We start from the raw sequence: 15,084 nt of genomic DNA, 5'->3' as shown, positions 1-15,084 counted from the left end.
GGGATAGAAGTTAGAAGTTAGAAGTTAGAAGTTAGAAGTTAGGCAAAAATAATTCATAATTCATAATTCATAATTCATAATTCATAATTCATCATTTACAAATTATTTTAACAAACTTGTAACATTTCACGAAAAAGAGAAACCTATTAGGATATATAACAAATCTACATGGAAAAAGTTTTATCAGTAAAAAATCTGACGAAAAAATTCAAGAGAGTCGTAGTTAATAATATTTCCTTCGACGTAGAAAGAGGTAATGTTTACGGACTTCTCGGACCAAACGGAAGCGGAAAATCTACTACTTTCGGAATGCTTCTTTCGACAATCAATCCTACAAGCGGAGATTGGTTTTGGTTTGGCAAAAAAGGAACTGATCCTGAAACACTTAAAAAAATCGGAGCTATCATCGAGCAGCCCAATTTCTATCCTTATTTAAGTGCAGAAACCAATTTGAAAATTGTTGCCGAAATTAAGGGAACGCCGTTTTCGAGAATTGATGAAGTTTTGAATACGGTGAAACTTTTAGAAAGAAAAAAAGATACCTTCAAAACCTTTTCTTTAGGGATGAAACAGCGTTTGGCAATTGCTTCTGCTTTGCTTAATAATCCTGAAGTTTTGATTTTGGATGAACCGACAAACGGTTTGGATCCTGAAGGAATTATTCAGATCAGAGAAATTATCAATTCAATTGCAAAACAGGGAATTACCATCATCATTGCAAGTCACCTTTTGGATGAAATCGAAAAGATTTGTAGTCATGTGATTGTTTTAAAAGAAGGAAATGCGATTTATTCTGGAAGAGTAGATGAAATGACCAGTAATCAAGGCTTTTTTGAATTAAAAGCGGATAATAATGCTGCCCTTTTGACAGCTTTGGAAGAATTACAATGGTTTACTTCTGTTGTTACTGAAGGGGATTTGATTAAAGCACAGATTCGTGATGACGCCTCAATTTCTGCTTCAGCTTTAAATCAGAAACTTGCCGAAAAAGGTATTTTCCTTTCTCATTTGGCGAAGAAAAAGAAATCTCTTGAAAATCAATTCCTTGAACTTGTAAAAAACACTAATTAATCATGATGAAATTATTAAAATTAGAATATTATAAAAACCTGAATTACACGCCGTTTAAGGTTTTCACAATACTGTATTTTGCAATATTAATCGTTTTTCTTTGTATTGGCTTGATTGATTTAAAACTTTTCGGCAGTACGATTAATTTGAAAGAGCAAGGAATGTATAATTTCCCCGAAATTTGGAATTTTACAACCTGGACTGTCGCTTTACTAAAGATTTTCCTTGGTTTAATCATTGTATTTTCTATTTGTCAGGAATTTAGCAACAGAATGTTTAAACAAAATACAATTGACGGTTTGAGCAGAGAAGAATTTATTGGTTCTAAATTATTGACTATTGCTATTTTCACACTAATTTCTACTGTTCTAGTTTTTGTAATCACAATATTTTTAGGGTATCAATATTCAACTTCTACAGAATCAGCGTTAGTTTACAAAGAAATATTTTTCATTGGAAATTACTTCCTTAAACTTTTCTCTTTTTTCTGTTTCTTAATGTTTTTATCCATTTTACTGAGAAAATCGGTATTTGTTTTCTTAGCATTTTTTGTAATCTGGATCGGCGAATCTGTTATCGGAGGAATTGAAACTTATACAAAAGTAGCAGGAACGCAGGCTGCGGAAAGAAACGAAATCTTTCAGAACGGATTTTTCTTCAGCAAACTTTTACCATTAGAAAGTATGTCGAGTTTAATCCCCAATCCGATGATGAGATTAAATATGGCAAAAATGATGGGTTTAAAATATGAATTTACTTACCCTACAGAAAGCCTTGTTGCTTGTTTAGTTTGGTGCGGATTATTTATTTTCGGATCTTACCTGATTCTTAAAAAGAGAGACTGGTAGAATTTATTTATATTATTCAAAATTAAAAGTGATTCAAATGAATCACTTTTATTGTTTTAAGTCAATAAAAAATCCGCACTCTTTCGAGCACGGATTTCATTTATGTAAATCTCTAATTAATTAGAATTTTAAATCTCCATTTACTTCTCTTACCGCTTGTGCAGCTTCAGCAAATTTAGCTTTTTCCTCTTCAGTTAAAGAAATGTTGACAATACTTTCAACACCGTTTTTCCCGATAATTGCAGGAACACCTAAACAGATATCGCTTTCGCCATATTCTCCATCAAGCATTAATGAACAAGGAATCATTTTCTTTTGATCACAAGCAATCGCCTGAACCATTACAGAAACTGCCGCACCTGGTGCATACCAAGCTGAAGTTCCTAATAATTTAGTCAATGTAGCTCCACCAACTTTAGTTTCTTCAATTACATATTTTTGTTTAGCTTCGTCAAGGAACTCAGTTACAGGAACTCCGTTTCTTGTCGCTTTGCTTAATAAAGGAAGCATCCCAGTATCACTGTGAGCAGCGATTACCATTCCGTCTACGTCAGAGATTGGAGCTTCTAAAGCTTCAGCCAATCTGTATTTGAATCTTGCAGAATCTAGAGCACCACCCATACCGATGATTTTGTGCTTAGGAAGACCTGAAGTTTTGTGTACCAAATAAGTCATCGTATCCATTGGGTTAGAAACCACGATGATGATTACCTCAGGAGAATTTTTTACTAAATTTTCAGTAACTTCTTTTACAATTCCCGCGTTGATACCAATTAATTCTTCTCTAGTCATTCCCGGTTTTCTTGGGATACCAGAAGTGATTACTGCAACGTGAGAACCTGCTGTTTTGCTGTAATCTCCTGTTGTTCCTGTAATTTTTGTATCAAATCCGTTCAAAGATGCAGTCTGCATCAAGTCCATTGCTTTTCCTTCAGCAAAACCTTCTTTAATATCTACTAAAACTACTTCTGAACAGAAGTCTTTCATTGCGATGTATTCTGCACAACTTGCTCCTACAGCACCTGCACCTACTACGGTTACTTTCATAATCTATTTATTATTTATTTTTGTTAGTTTAATTTTTTGCTTCCCAAATGTACAAATTCCCGAAAAATTGAGCAATTTTTCGGGAATTTTAATTATTATTTAAGAAAATTAATTAACGTTTAGTAAAAACGTATATAATTTTTTAGCTCCGGATAACACTTCGTTGTAGTTTTCTTCAGTAACTTCAGTGTCTAAAACCTCTTTAAAGTTTTTCCACATCGGCCCTGTATTTTCCTGATAGCATCCGAAGAAGTTGAACGTAACATCATCAAAACCTTCCGTTTTTGAAAGCTGTTTTGCAATAACGTTTCCACCTAAAGTAGAACCTTCAATTACATACATTGCTCCCAAAGCTTCGTGCTCGTTTGCCAATTCAAAATCGTGAGAAGCCGTTTGGTTTTCTAAAGCTAAACTTGCCAAATCCTTTTCAATTAATGGAAGCTTAACTCTTTGATCTAACTGAAGTTTCTCGCTGAATTTATCAGAAAGACTGTTGAATATTTTGTTTTCACTGTGAAGAAGCATCAAATAATTGGTATTGATGATTTTTTTGTAATCTTCTAAAGTGAAAGTTTTGCTGAAAATTTTATCAGAACTAAATAATTTTTCTGCTGCATCGTGAAACTCGGCAGTGTTTTGTTTTAAATACTCAGATACCATTGTTTTTTAACATTTAAAGTTTCACAAATTTAGGCTTTTGAAACGTTAAAATAAAACAAGTTCCCTCATTACTGCTTTCGTAATCTACATTTCCGCCCAATCTGTTCATAATTCTGTGAACAATAGATAATCCTACTCCATTTCCTTTGAATTTTTTGGCATTATCCATTCGGTTGAAAATTTTAAACATCTTGTGTTTATTTTCTTCAGGAATTCCTATTCCGTTGTCTTTGATTCGGTAAATGATTTTGTCACCCTGCTCAGTTCCCTCGATTTCTATAATCGGTTGTTCCTGGTCTGATGAATATTTTACAGCATTATTAATGATATTTAAAAATACCTGATGCAACATTGTTTTGTCCGCCAAAACTTCGGGACATTCTTTGATAACAACAATACTTTTCTGTGCATCGTATGTCATTTTTGCATTCTCAGTAATTTTCTGAATCGTAGGATTGGTCTCAATATTTTCAAGCTGAATTTCGCTGTGTTTTGCACGACTCAACTGAAGAACATTTTGCATCATTTCTGCCATACTGTCGATTTCATCGATGATAGAATTGATTTTATTTTTGTTCTTGTCTGAAGTTTCTCCAAAGCTTTTAAGCAACATTTGAGCATTCAGCTTCATCACTGTAAGCGGAGTTCCCAAATCGTGTGAAATTGTGTACGAAAAACTATCGAGTTCTTCATTTACTTTTTTCAACTGATCATTCAGTTTTTTAATTGTAATATATTGTTTATGTGAAGTTTCTAAAACTAAATCACGGATAAGATTTACTGCAATCACGTTTTTAGAACCCCATCTTTTAGAATTTCCTCTAATATTTTCTGTAAAAACCTCAAAAGACTGACGTGGAGAAACAAATTGAGTCTCGATACCATCTTTAGAAAAAACATCGATTTTTTTCTCAGGATTTCCTGCCCAATTGATGTGTTCGTCAAACTCTTTTCTGAACCAGATTAAAATTTCTTTTTTACTTCTTTCAATAAAATAAATGATAATTCCGGCGCTGTCTGAACTTAAATTTAATTCTTTACCGTGATCTTTCAGAAAACTATTGCTTACAAAAACATTCTCTGAAATATTTTGATATGCCCAGTCAATAATATGATTAATGATTTCTTTATCAGGAGTAACTCCGTCTGTAACGATCTCATTATCTGAAACAATTGCCAATCCGTCTGATTTTGGAATTGATCTCAAATCACATTTATTGGCATCCAAAGATTCAAATAAAGTTCCGTGTTTTAGAAATTCAGATTTTAAATAACTTAATTTTTCATTTAAATCTAATCGATATCCTAATTCTTTTTTAGCCTTAAAAGAAGAATAAGCATTGGACGCTAAAACCGTAAAAATTCCTGCCTGAACGCGATCTTCAAGATCCACATGTTTGGCTTCAGAATTTTGGCAGGTAACCAATCCCCACAATTTATCATCAATAATAATCGAAATACTGAAACTTGAAGAAGCTCCCGAATTTTTTATGTACTGACCGTGAATTGGTGACATTGCTCTTGAAGCCGCAAAAGTAAGATCAATATCGGTTTCTGTACGGCTCAAAATACGAACTGGCTCTGAATGAACATTCGAAAATATTCTTTTTCTCTTTTTTTTGTACAATTCACGCGCCTGTCTCGGAATGTCGTGTTCGGGATAATGAAGTCCCAGATAACTTTCAAGATGATTGTTTGTTTTCTCAGCAATTACTTTCCCGGAACCGTCGTTCATGAATTTATAGACCATTACGCGGTCATAATTGATGATGTTGAAAAGGGTATTTAGAAGTTGATCCCAAATTTCCTGATCATTATCAACAATATAAAAATTATCGTATTTGTTTGTAATGCGTTTCTGAGAATTTTTAGAAACTGCTTCAAACTCAAGGAAAATATAATTATTTGCACGAAAAACAGAAAAATGATACTGCTTTTCGCCTATAAAAATTTTGTCAAAATAAGTTTCGTTCTCTCTCCTTTCAAGAAAACCTGCATCCTGAAAAATTTCCGAGTTGATAACGTTCTGGAAAACCTCAGGAAACTGTGAAAGTTTCTTTCCAAAAAGCTCGCTGGAATCTTCTATTGGAAAAATATCTGTAATATTTTCACTAAAAAAAGTGATGGCGAGAGAAGCTGTGTCAATGCCAATCAAGTATCCAAAACTTTGTATGTAGCCCGGAATATGGATGGGCTCATCATGACATTCTACAAAATTCATAAATATCTAATAAAGTATCAAAGGTACTGAATTTGCAGTTCAAATGCACACTTGTGGTACCTAATTCAGAATCTGTATAAATAATTAACAAAAATTACGATTTATTAAGTTATTTTATAAAATTGCAGTTATCGAAATCATTTAAAATTAACAATTATTAAAAAATATTTATTTTTATTCACTTATTATAGAATGAGAAATTGAGTTATAACTTTTATTTTATCTCCGTAATTTCATTCGTTAAACCGTTGGTTTTTATAATATAAGTATGTTTTTTATTCAGAGAATCCAAAACTTCAATTTTTGAAATATTTTCATCTGTAAAATCATAATTTTCGAGCTGAACAAGAATCGGAGAAGTTATTTTGTTAATCTTTAAAGGAAAATTTACATTCCATTTTATATCATTATTCTTATTTGTGATATTGGTAATTGTAGCACTTCCGCCATTATTACTTAGAAATATCAATACTTTTTTATTGGTGTAATCATTATCTTCTTTTCTGATTTCACCTTCAAGAAATGGAGCGTCAAAATTGTAGACTTCTTCAATTTTATACTGAATACCAGACTTGAAAAAATCCATTGTTTTTGAAGTGTTGTAAAACTCTTCTATCGTTTCGGGAGAAATATTTGCTAATTCCTGCTTCTTAATAATAAAAGTTTGTGCAGTATCTTTTTGCTGCTCATAAAGATTTTTAGCATAAGAAAAATCTGCACCTGAAAAATATCTTCCGGTTATTCTTCGAATAGTAATATTATCACCTTCAATTTTTTCAATCTTAAATCCAAAGTTTAAAATATCATCACCATAATAATTACGGGCATCTACAACATAAAACTGATTGGTATTTGGATTTTTAATTTCAGACTTTAACTTCGTAAATTCATTAGACATTGTTTCTTTATACTCAACGGAAGCTTTATAATCTTTATAATAAGTCTTTCCAAAATACATTGTTGTAAGATAAATCGCTAAAACCGGTAAAATCCATAATAATTTATTGGTTTTAAAACCTGTTCGCTTCTCTTTTACAACGTAAGTTTCAGACAATGAATCATGCCATCCTCTTTTCGTAAAAAATGAAAGCGCGTCAAAAGGAATATTTCTACATAAAGTTCTGAGGAAAATGATAGAAGAATCCGGTGATTCTACTTTGGAATTTACAACTCTTGATTCTGTTAAAAATTTTGCCGGAGAAGAACCAAAAAGAATTTCCGAAACAGGATAATAAATAAAAATGAAAACTAAAACAAGAAAATAAAGCGCCCATCTGCTTTCTAAAAACATCGCTAAAGATTCATTTCTAGCTAAAAATTCGGAGTTCATCATCGAATATCCTAAAGTAATTATTAAAGGAATTGCCAATAATGACATTACCGTCAAATCTACAATCCAGTGAAAAAATCTCTGCCATTTTGGAGTATCTGTAATGGTAATTTTCTCTTCTGTCTGTAAAATATCAATCTCTTTTTGGCTTTTAATTATTTTTAAAACCCGTACACTGATGTATAATGCCAAACCTAAAGTAGCTAAACCAAATGTGGAATAAAATATCTGTAAAGAAGTGAGTCCGCCCCATTTTGTAATAAATATCTTATAACATAAACTTTGAAAAAGTAAAATAATTGACTGTAAAAAAATCACAGAAAACACGAACCCTACAAGACGAGTTTCTTTACCTTTTGTTTTGATAAACTGCAAACCGCCGATAAAAAGCAATACATAAAAAACGAAATTCCAGATTTCTAAATGCTCAAATTTATTGGTAAAATTAAGGTTCAGCGTTGTAAAAAGATATAAAAATTGTAAAACATCCGGAATAGATTTAAATTCTTCAATGCCTTTCCAAACTCCGTAAAATGTATAAAAACAGCAAAATATACCAATGATTGATATCACCATCGAACTGATGGCAATAAGCTTGTAGTTTTTCCCCATAAAAATCTTTTGAAAGTTATTAAACCTTTTATCTTACACCTCTTTATCGAAGTAAAGCATATAAAATTTTCCTTTTTCATCCTGACCTTGCTCAAGCATTTTTCGGTCACCATGAATGTAAATATGGAAATTTTTATCTAATTTAATAATACTTTTGAAATGACGCTGCGTTTTTTTTACCGCTGCTTCACTGATTGGGAATTCCTCAGAAATATTGATCTGCATATCCTGTTCGTAATCGGTTTTAAAATTATTAAAACTTTCAATAACATGCTCATCAACCAAAACTTCAGCAGCAAATTCATCCAGCTTAAATTCTTCTTTTTCTTTAAAGAAATTGATTGATTTATTAAGAAAATCTGCCTGATCTGCTTTTGAAACCTCAAATTCCTGTGGAAGCTGCTTTACAATGTAATCTTTGTAAACCATCAAAGCTTCCTGTGTGTGAAAATACTCATCATCACGCTGTTTTACCTTCAGGAAATCTTCAAACCAATAGTACATATCCCCGTTTTTGTTGTTGTCAACCACGGAAAGTACATAGCCATTTTCTTTATGATTATTGTAAATAAGAGCAGCTTTATCGATTTTTGACAAGCTGATACCCTGATCTTTTTCAATTTCGAACGATTCGTTTTTAGGGAATATTTTTAAGAATGAATCTCTTTTTTCGGTTTTAAAAATTCCGATTTTATCGACTCTCTCGTCGCTTTCTCTTTCGTCTTCAAAGAAAACGATAAAAAGTTCTCCACCCTGAACTCGTGGATTTTCTGCCGCTTCGAAAAGATGTTTAGCAATATTTTCAGCTTCCCAAAGAAACTTCGCTTTGTCTTCAAAAATTTCAGAAACTGAGCTAAAAACCGGATTGTTTACCAAGTAAGTATCGCTGTAAAACTGATACGTTTCTTCAGTTTTAAATGAACCTAAAAAATAATTTTCAAGCATTTCTACAGTTCCTTCATCCAATTGAAGCTCTTCCTGCGAAAGTATAAGTGATTCTCCGTTGATTTTATTTCCGACTCTGTGGACTACAATTTTTGTAAACATCTTTGATTTTTATGGACTGCAAATATATTTATTCTGAAAGTTAAAAAAGGAATAAATTTTTGTTCCCGCAGTTTTTTTTGACTCAGCAGATTTGAAAGTTGAGAAAAATATCTGCAAAATCAAAGAAATAATAATTTATATAAGAAATTAAACGGATGTTAGATTTTAATAAAATTTTGGCACCAACTACTTTCATTACATAATTTAAATGTTTCATTACAAAACAATAAAAACACTCATTAATTAATCATATTAAAAATCAACGAATTACATATTTAATCCCAAATAAAGGAAATAATATGATTTCAAAACATTTATAAATAAACAGTTTGGAGAGAATTAAAGATTTTAAATTAATTTTTAAAAGAAACATTTTTTTAACATTAAAAAGGAAAACTTGGTACAGTTTTAGCTAATGTATGAGTGTTCTAAAAAAATATTTAAAATGAAAAATATTGAGAAGAAGGTAATTAATGAAAATGGGGCAATTGAGCATTTAAAAGTATTCTATCCTACGTTACAGAATGAAATCGAAAAGCTTTCTGTACAAAATAATTTTGCAGGCGTAATACAAACCACCGTAGATCACTTGAAAAATCTTTTACAGGAATCGAAGATTAACATTGTGAATCACAACATCAAAATGATGGGCTGGCTTTACAGAAACGGAACAAATACCGTAAAACAAATGATTGAGAATCTTTTCGTGAGATCTTTCAGAAGTTTTAAAAAGCAAACCGATACTCACCAATGGAATATTTTATACCAATATATGCCTGTAAGTTTCCAAAAAATTTACGTTAAGCAGACAAAAATGGACGAAGTATTATTCAAGAGACACTAAATCACATCATATATCAAGAAAAATCCCGAGGCAATTGCGCTTCGGGATTTTCTATTTTTGGGAAGTATTTTATGTTTATAAAAAGAAAAAATTAAAATATAAATTTCTAAATTTCGTTTTTCAAAAAACATTTCATGAAAATTAAATTAACTCTCCTACTTTTGATTCAAACTTTTCTTTTAAATGCTCAAATCTCAAATAAGATTAAGAAAATGGTGGAAAAAATTGATGGAAAATATTTTACAGTTATTCAAAAGAAAGATTATGATTCGATTATTTATGGTGAGCTCAATACATTATTTTCTGAAATTTCAAAAACCGCAACGAATGATGAATTATTCTTTTTAGCCTTAAATGGAAATACATTTATTCGGCATAATGCAGCTACAAGTTTAGTTTATAAAAAAGATAAAAGAATAATCGACCTTTACAGATATTATTCTGAACTTCCTATGATGTACAAGATTAAAATGAGTCACGTTATTCAAATACAGGATATGGCCTTGAATATCAGAGGAAATATTTTAACTGAACTGAAAAATTATGAAAATTATAATTTTCTGAAAAGCAAGCAAATGAATCATTCTATAACAGATTTCTATTCTAAGGAAGATATTAGTTATTATGAAAATTTAGATTCAGAAGTGTTGAAAAATTTCATTAATGAGTTTGAGAAAATTGACAAGATATTTATACCTGAAAGATTAGAAGTTTATAAAGAAATAAAAGATAATTGGATAGATGATAAACTTCAAAAACCCAATGATCAATAAAAATTAAAACCTTCCAAAAAGATGAAAGGTTTTAAATAGATAAAATATGAATGTATTAAATTGTGCGTTATTGATTTTACTGAACAATAATTTTAAAGTTACTGTTTAGATTTTCTCCCGAAACGTTCAGAATGTAATTTCCTGAAACTTTTTTGCCGGCAATATTTAAATTAAAAATTCCGTTTCCATTTGCTTTTACATTTTCTTTTACGATAACTTTTCCAGACATATCCATTATCGTAGCCGTTAAACTAGATTTTTTATACTCAGGAAGCTTAATGTTTATCTGATCTTTTACAGGATTCGGATATACAGAACCTTCATTTTTACTAATGCTAAATTCTGCATTACTTAAGACTGCCTGATTGTATAAAGCTGATATTTCTGTCGCAGATAACGCATAATTATACATTTTCAGTTCATCAAACGCACCTTTGTAAGGAGCAGGAGCAGTAATTGTCTGAAATTCTAATTCCCCGATATTTCCGATAATTAAATCACTTGCTTCACCAATTCCGGTAACTGCAGTTTCATCACCTTCAGAACTTAAAACTCCGTTGGTATAAATTCTCATTTTATGAGCCGTAATATCTCTCTGAATCACCACATGTACCCAATTATTGGTAAAATAGTTGGCAATTGGAGACGTTATTTCTTTTTTCGTAACATCATCATCAATCGCATATCGTAGTTGACCACCTTTTATTTCAATATTAAAACGTTTTCCTGTAGCACCTGTAGTAAGATTTTTAGTAAAAGAACCTTTACACAGTACATATAAACTTGTCGCCGAAGAAGTTGGGATCATGCTTGGTGGAGCTTTCATCCAATAAGACACAGTGAAAGAATTGTTATTAAATAAAATCTGATCCTGATGCGGAATACTTGCTATATAAGGACTATTGGGAGAAGTTGCCAAATCCAGTGCATAATTTTCTTTTCCAGGAACTCTTACACTTGCGTTGTCATAAGCAACATTTAATGTTCCGTTATTGGCATAAGAAGTAAGATCTGCAATTTGCTCACCCGAAAGAGGAGCTTCCGAAAATGGCCAATTTCCGACAAGACTTGGAGTCAGCGCACGGAAACTCCAAACATCTCCAGTCACTGCACCCAAAGTATTAGAAGAATCTATTCTCCAGTAATAATTGGTTGCCGTATTTAAGTTGGTTAACTGATACGATGGTGAAGCAGAGTATGGAACTGTAGCAACATTGTTTAAATTTTGCGCATCTGTTCCAAAATAAACGGTGTAATTGGTTGTATTTGTACTGCCTGTCCATTTTAAAAGAAGATTTCCATTGGTTAATTGCACATCATTAAATCCGTTTGCAGGATTCGGAGCAGTTGCTTTCGTTGGAGCTGAAGGAACAGGAGGTGTAGTAACAGAAGCATTCGGTGTATAAACTGAAGAATCTGTAGTATTTATTGCTTTTACCCTGTAATAATATTGAGTATTTGGAGTAAGCCCAGTTTCATTATAACTTGTAGTATTTGCAGGAAGTGTAGCAATTACGGTGAATGCCGTTCCGTTTGGTGAACGCTCCAAAACATAATTGGTTTCATTCGTTGCATTATCGCTCCAGCTAACTGTAAGAGAGCTTGAAGCGGGATTTCCCGAAGTTAGCGCGTTGGTAAAATTCATACCAGAAGGCGGAATAACAAAAGCCGGAGCCGGAGTATTTGGTAAACCATTAATGTAAACTTCAATATTCAGATAAGGTGCATTGGTAGTACTTACAGCCAAAGCATCGGCAACATTTGGATTTAAACCATGTGTAATTTCCCATGCATCGGGCATTCCGTCATTATCTGTATCTAAAGGAGCCGGAGCTCCGTAAATATGCCCTGCTCCACCGTTGGTAAATCCAAACTGAGTTGTTAAATCACTTTGTACATAAACATAAGTAGCAGTCGTTCCTTTCGATTGTAAATCTGAAACCATCAACTGATCTACCTGATCACGTACCGGATAAGATGCTCCAACACCTGCGATAATATTATCGAATGCACCTTGAGCCGTCAAAGTCGGGTTTTTCATCGGATAATCATACGAAGTAGCTTGAATTGCCGTTGCATCTCCAACCGGATATCCCGTCAAATCTTGTGGAACTAAAGTGCCATCTAAAACTCCGTTTTTATTATTATCGAAATAATTTCCTGAGCCGTATAAATTGAAATTGGCATTTCCAACACTGAAAGGTGTAGTAACCGTACCACTCGTATTGGGTCCTCCGATAAAATAATTATTGATGATATTTACAAAAGAAGCTCCCGCAGAATCTCCACCCATAATGTAAGCTTCACCAGATTGAGTATGTCCGTAAGTATTTCCGTAATTCCCCCAGTTGTAAACGACATTGTTTACAAATTCGTTAATTCCTTTTACTTTATTATTTCGGGTTTTATTACAGATATATAAATTTCCGATTAAACTGATTTTTCCGCCTGCAGAAGGTTGCATTAATCCACCTGCAGAATGGTTGTGACGGTGTAATCCTTGTCCGATAATCGAATTTTGGATGGTAATATTATCAGGACTGTTACCGTTATTATCCCAATTGATAGAGAAAACTTCGTCGGTTCCCCAAGTAAAGGTCATGTGATCCAGAATAATATTTGCACCGTTGGAAATTCCGGATGCATCCTGATTTTGAGCTGTTCCGCCATAACGAAGACGCATAAATCTTGCAATCGTATTATTAGATCCCGAAAATGAAACTCGTGGCCCTAAAAATAAAATTCCTTCTCCGGGAGCGGTTTGTCCGGCAATTGTAGTATTACTCGCAACAGCCACAACAGATTGTAAATTGACAATACCACCCACTTTGAAGATAACAAATCTTCCCGGCTGACTTACCGCATCACGGAAAGATCCTGCTCCGCTGTCATTTAAATTCGTAACCAGATAAATTTGAGGATTGGCTGCTCCTCTTGCTCCTGTTGTAAATCTACCAAAACCGGTAGCTTCAGGAAATGCTAAAGTCTGAGCATTAAGATCAACTGCAGACAAAGTAATTCCACAAAGCAGTAAGGATTTAAGAGTCTGCTTAAAAAGTAAGGATTTTTTCATGAATATTAATTTTGTGTGAACTAATCTACCAACAAACCCAAACTGGAGCATCCTGTCCCATCCTGCTACTATCTAAATATCAAATGATTAGAAATGAATCATTGATAGCTATACAAAAATAGCTACTCTAATCTTTAAGGTTTTACCTCATTTTTATTCAAGAAAATATGCACTTCAGAAAAAGAGTTTTAGATAAAATAGTATTAGATTTGAAAATCAATTCTTCATTATTGAATTAAACTTTAAAATGACACATCCCCTTAAAAACTATTATCATGCAGATGTTTTAGGCAAAATAAATCACCTCATTCAAGCATGGGAACTCACACCGTTACAGGGAAAAGGCTTAGTTGCAAGGTTTAATGGTGGTAGAAGTGGTTATGCTCATATTGAACTTACTATTAGTCAAGGTATGGAATATACATCAGAGGTAATATGGAATGTTAATGAGCATCAGATTCCTTTTAACTTCGGACATATTCCTGTTGTAGAATCGGCACTGTCATTTTTCTCCAATTATGTATCCGGAATAAAAGGAGAAAGGGTAAAACTTCAGTTTAAGATAACCAATATTGGAATTCATATTATCGACACCCAAGCCAAACATTTTTTTGAGGCAACTATGAAGGCTTTGATAAGCTGTTTTGATCCTGATATTTTCATTTTTAACAGCAATTTAGCAAATCGAATCTCAGGAAATTCTGTTGAATACAGTCGTCAATACAAAACAAGTTTCTTAAAAAGTGAAATTTTAGATTCATTTAAAATTAAAGAAATCTCTGAAGTATTGAGTAAGATTTTCAATGAAGATAACGTTGATATCAGAATGCTTAACGGACTGCATTTTAACACTTATATTGATGAAAGTTTTGAAATCAGAAAAGTTCTGCTCAATGAAAATGACATGAATATTTTAAGAACAAACAATGCTATAAATGACAGAATTACAGATATTGGAAAAAGCAAATATTGCCAAAATTTTAGACGATTTTTATGATTTAAGATATCATTTTAATATTTTGCGAGAAGATTTGATCTAAAATTTAAAAACATCAATTTCCTTGATCAATAAAAAATGGCAACAAAAAATAAAACCACAGAAACCCATGTTGATGTTACGGATTTCATTAACTCATTTGTTGATAACGAGCAGAAAAAACAAGACAGTTTTCAGCTTATTGAGCTTATGAAAAAATGGTCAGGTTTTGAACCCAAAATGTGGGGACCAACGATGATTGGTTTTGGAAGCTATCACTACAAATATGCAAGTGGACACGAAGGAGATGCTATGATTATAGGTTTTTCACCTAGAAAAGCACAGTTTTCACTCTATGTTGCAGCTCCCGGAGATGAAAATCAAAAACTGCTAGAAAAATTGGGGAAAATTAAAATGGCAAAAGCCTGTATTTATTTCAAAAAATTATCCGATTTAAATCTTGAGATTTTAGAAATTTTAAGCAAAGCAACCATCAAATATGTCAGCGAAAATAATGAATGTGCCTGCAGAATTTCCGATTAATTATAAAAAATATTCTAACTTTTCACCAAGTAATCCAAC

At 32.3% G+C, this 15,084-nt stretch carries 12 protein-coding genes; 6 read left to right on the top strand and 6 right to left on the bottom strand.

The features are described from left to right. The first annotated feature begins 168 nt into the window (after positions 1-168). Together OF897_RS06840 and OF897_RS06835 are read left to right on the top strand one after the other, a co-directional pair. Positions 169-1,071, top strand: a complete 903-nt coding sequence (locus tag OF897_RS06840) for an ABC transporter ATP-binding protein (protein WP_267264946.1) — start codon at positions 169-171, stop codon at positions 1,069-1,071. A 2-nt stretch (positions 1,072-1,073) separates the two neighbouring features. After that, on the top strand, positions 1,074-1,919 hold the full coding sequence (locus OF897_RS06835) for an ABC transporter permease (protein WP_267264945.1): 846 nt from the start codon (positions 1,074-1,076) through the stop codon (positions 1,917-1,919). A 120-nt stretch (positions 1,920-2,039) separates the two neighbouring features. Here the strand turns inward: OF897_RS06835 and OF897_RS06830 are convergent, their stop codons facing one another. From OF897_RS06830 to OF897_RS06810, 5 genes are all read right to left on the bottom strand, one after another. Next, the gene (locus OF897_RS06830) at positions 2,040-2,966 is read right to left on the bottom strand and encodes a malate dehydrogenase (RefSeq protein WP_267264944.1); all 927 of its coding nucleotides are present in this window, start codon (positions 2,964-2,966) and stop codon (positions 2,040-2,042) included. A gap of 108 nt (positions 2,967-3,074) precedes the next feature. Beyond that, on the bottom strand, positions 3,075-3,626 hold the full coding sequence (locus OF897_RS06825; protein ID WP_267264943.1) for a biliverdin-producing heme oxygenase: 552 nt from the start codon (positions 3,624-3,626) through the stop codon (positions 3,075-3,077). A 13-nt stretch (positions 3,627-3,639) separates the two neighbouring features. Then, positions 3,640-5,847, bottom strand: a complete 2,208-nt coding sequence (locus OF897_RS06820) for an ATP-binding protein (RefSeq protein WP_267264942.1) — start codon at positions 5,845-5,847, stop codon at positions 3,640-3,642. Between the two features lie 214 nt (positions 5,848-6,061). Then, entirely contained in the window at positions 6,062-7,789 is a 1,728-nt protein-coding gene (locus OF897_RS06815; RefSeq protein WP_267264941.1) for an RDD family protein, read from the bottom strand. Between the two features lie 33 nt (positions 7,790-7,822). Beyond that, entirely contained in the window at positions 7,823-8,836 is a 1,014-nt protein-coding gene (locus OF897_RS06810) for a nucleoid-associated protein (RefSeq protein WP_267264940.1), read from the bottom strand. A 445-nt stretch (positions 8,837-9,281) separates the two neighbouring features. Between OF897_RS06810 and OF897_RS06805 the strand changes: the two genes are divergently transcribed. Together OF897_RS06805 and OF897_RS06800 are read left to right on the top strand one after the other, a co-directional pair. After that, positions 9,282-9,680, top strand: coding sequence for a DUF7674 family protein (locus OF897_RS06805; protein WP_267264939.1), 399 nt, complete (start codon positions 9,282-9,284; stop codon positions 9,678-9,680). A 134-nt stretch (positions 9,681-9,814) separates the two neighbouring features. After that, on the top strand, positions 9,815-10,453 hold the full coding sequence (locus tag OF897_RS06800; RefSeq protein ID WP_267264938.1) for a hypothetical protein: 639 nt from the start codon (positions 9,815-9,817) through the stop codon (positions 10,451-10,453). A gap of 76 nt (positions 10,454-10,529) precedes the next feature. On the opposite strand, the gene OF897_RS06795 is transcribed toward OF897_RS06800, so the two are convergent. Further along, positions 10,530-13,526 (bottom strand): LamG-like jellyroll fold domain-containing protein, encoded by a 2,997-nt coding sequence (locus OF897_RS06795; RefSeq protein ID WP_267264937.1) that lies wholly within the window; start codon positions 13,524-13,526, stop codon positions 10,530-10,532. A gap of 247 nt (positions 13,527-13,773) precedes the next feature. Between OF897_RS06795 and OF897_RS06790 the strand changes: the two genes are divergently transcribed. After that, positions 13,774-14,523, top strand: a complete 750-nt coding sequence (locus tag OF897_RS06790) for a hypothetical protein (protein ID WP_267264936.1) — start codon at positions 13,774-13,776, stop codon at positions 14,521-14,523. Positions 14,524-14,601: 78 nt separating this feature from the next. Then, the gene (locus OF897_RS06785; RefSeq protein ID WP_267264935.1) at positions 14,602-15,045 is read left to right on the top strand and encodes a DUF1801 domain-containing protein; all 444 of its coding nucleotides are present in this window, start codon (positions 14,602-14,604) and stop codon (positions 15,043-15,045) included. Positions 15,046-15,084: the final 39 nt, after the last annotated feature.

The organism is Chryseobacterium formosum (assembly GCF_026460885.1).
In the GTDB taxonomy this organism is placed as follows: domain Bacteria; phylum Bacteroidota; class Bacteroidia; order Flavobacteriales; family Weeksellaceae; genus Chryseobacterium; species Chryseobacterium formosus.
The sequence above is the reverse complement of the archived record's forward strand: the minus strand, read 5'-3'. Positions and strand labels throughout refer to the sequence as shown.

Excerpts from the sequence above, each read along its gene's own strand:
- OF897_RS06840 (WP_267264946.1), top strand. The coding sequence starts at position 169 with ATGGAAAAAGTTTTATCAGTAAAAAATCTGACGAAAAAATTCAAGAGA.
- OF897_RS06835 (WP_267264945.1), top strand. The coding sequence starts at position 1,074 with ATGATGAAATTATTAAAATTAGAATATTATAAAAACCTGAATTACACG.
- OF897_RS06830 (WP_267264944.1), bottom strand. The coding sequence starts at position 2,966 with ATGAAAGTAACCGTAGTAGGTGCAGGTGCTGTAGGAGCAAGTTGTGCA.
- OF897_RS06825 (WP_267264943.1), bottom strand. The coding sequence starts at position 3,626 with ATGGTATCTGAGTATTTAAAACAAAACACTGCCGAGTTTCACGATGCA.
- OF897_RS06820 (WP_267264942.1), bottom strand. The coding sequence starts at position 5,847 with ATGAATTTTGTAGAATGTCATGATGAGCCCATCCATATTCCGGGCTAC.
- OF897_RS06815 (WP_267264941.1), bottom strand. The coding sequence starts at position 7,789 with ATGGGGAAAAACTACAAGCTTATTGCCATCAGTTCGATGGTGATATCA.
- OF897_RS06810 (WP_267264940.1), bottom strand. The coding sequence starts at position 8,836 with ATGTTTACAAAAATTGTAGTCCACAGAGTCGGAAATAAAATCAACGGA.
- OF897_RS06805 (WP_267264939.1), top strand. The coding sequence starts at position 9,282 with ATGAAAAATATTGAGAAGAAGGTAATTAATGAAAATGGGGCAATTGAG.
- OF897_RS06800 (WP_267264938.1), top strand. The coding sequence starts at position 9,815 with ATGAAAATTAAATTAACTCTCCTACTTTTGATTCAAACTTTTCTTTTA.
- OF897_RS06795 (WP_267264937.1), bottom strand. The coding sequence starts at position 13,526 with ATGAAAAAATCCTTACTTTTTAAGCAGACTCTTAAATCCTTACTGCTT.
- OF897_RS06790 (WP_267264936.1), top strand. The coding sequence starts at position 13,774 with ATGACACATCCCCTTAAAAACTATTATCATGCAGATGTTTTAGGCAAA.
- OF897_RS06785 (WP_267264935.1), top strand. The coding sequence starts at position 14,602 with ATGGCAACAAAAAATAAAACCACAGAAACCCATGTTGATGTTACGGAT.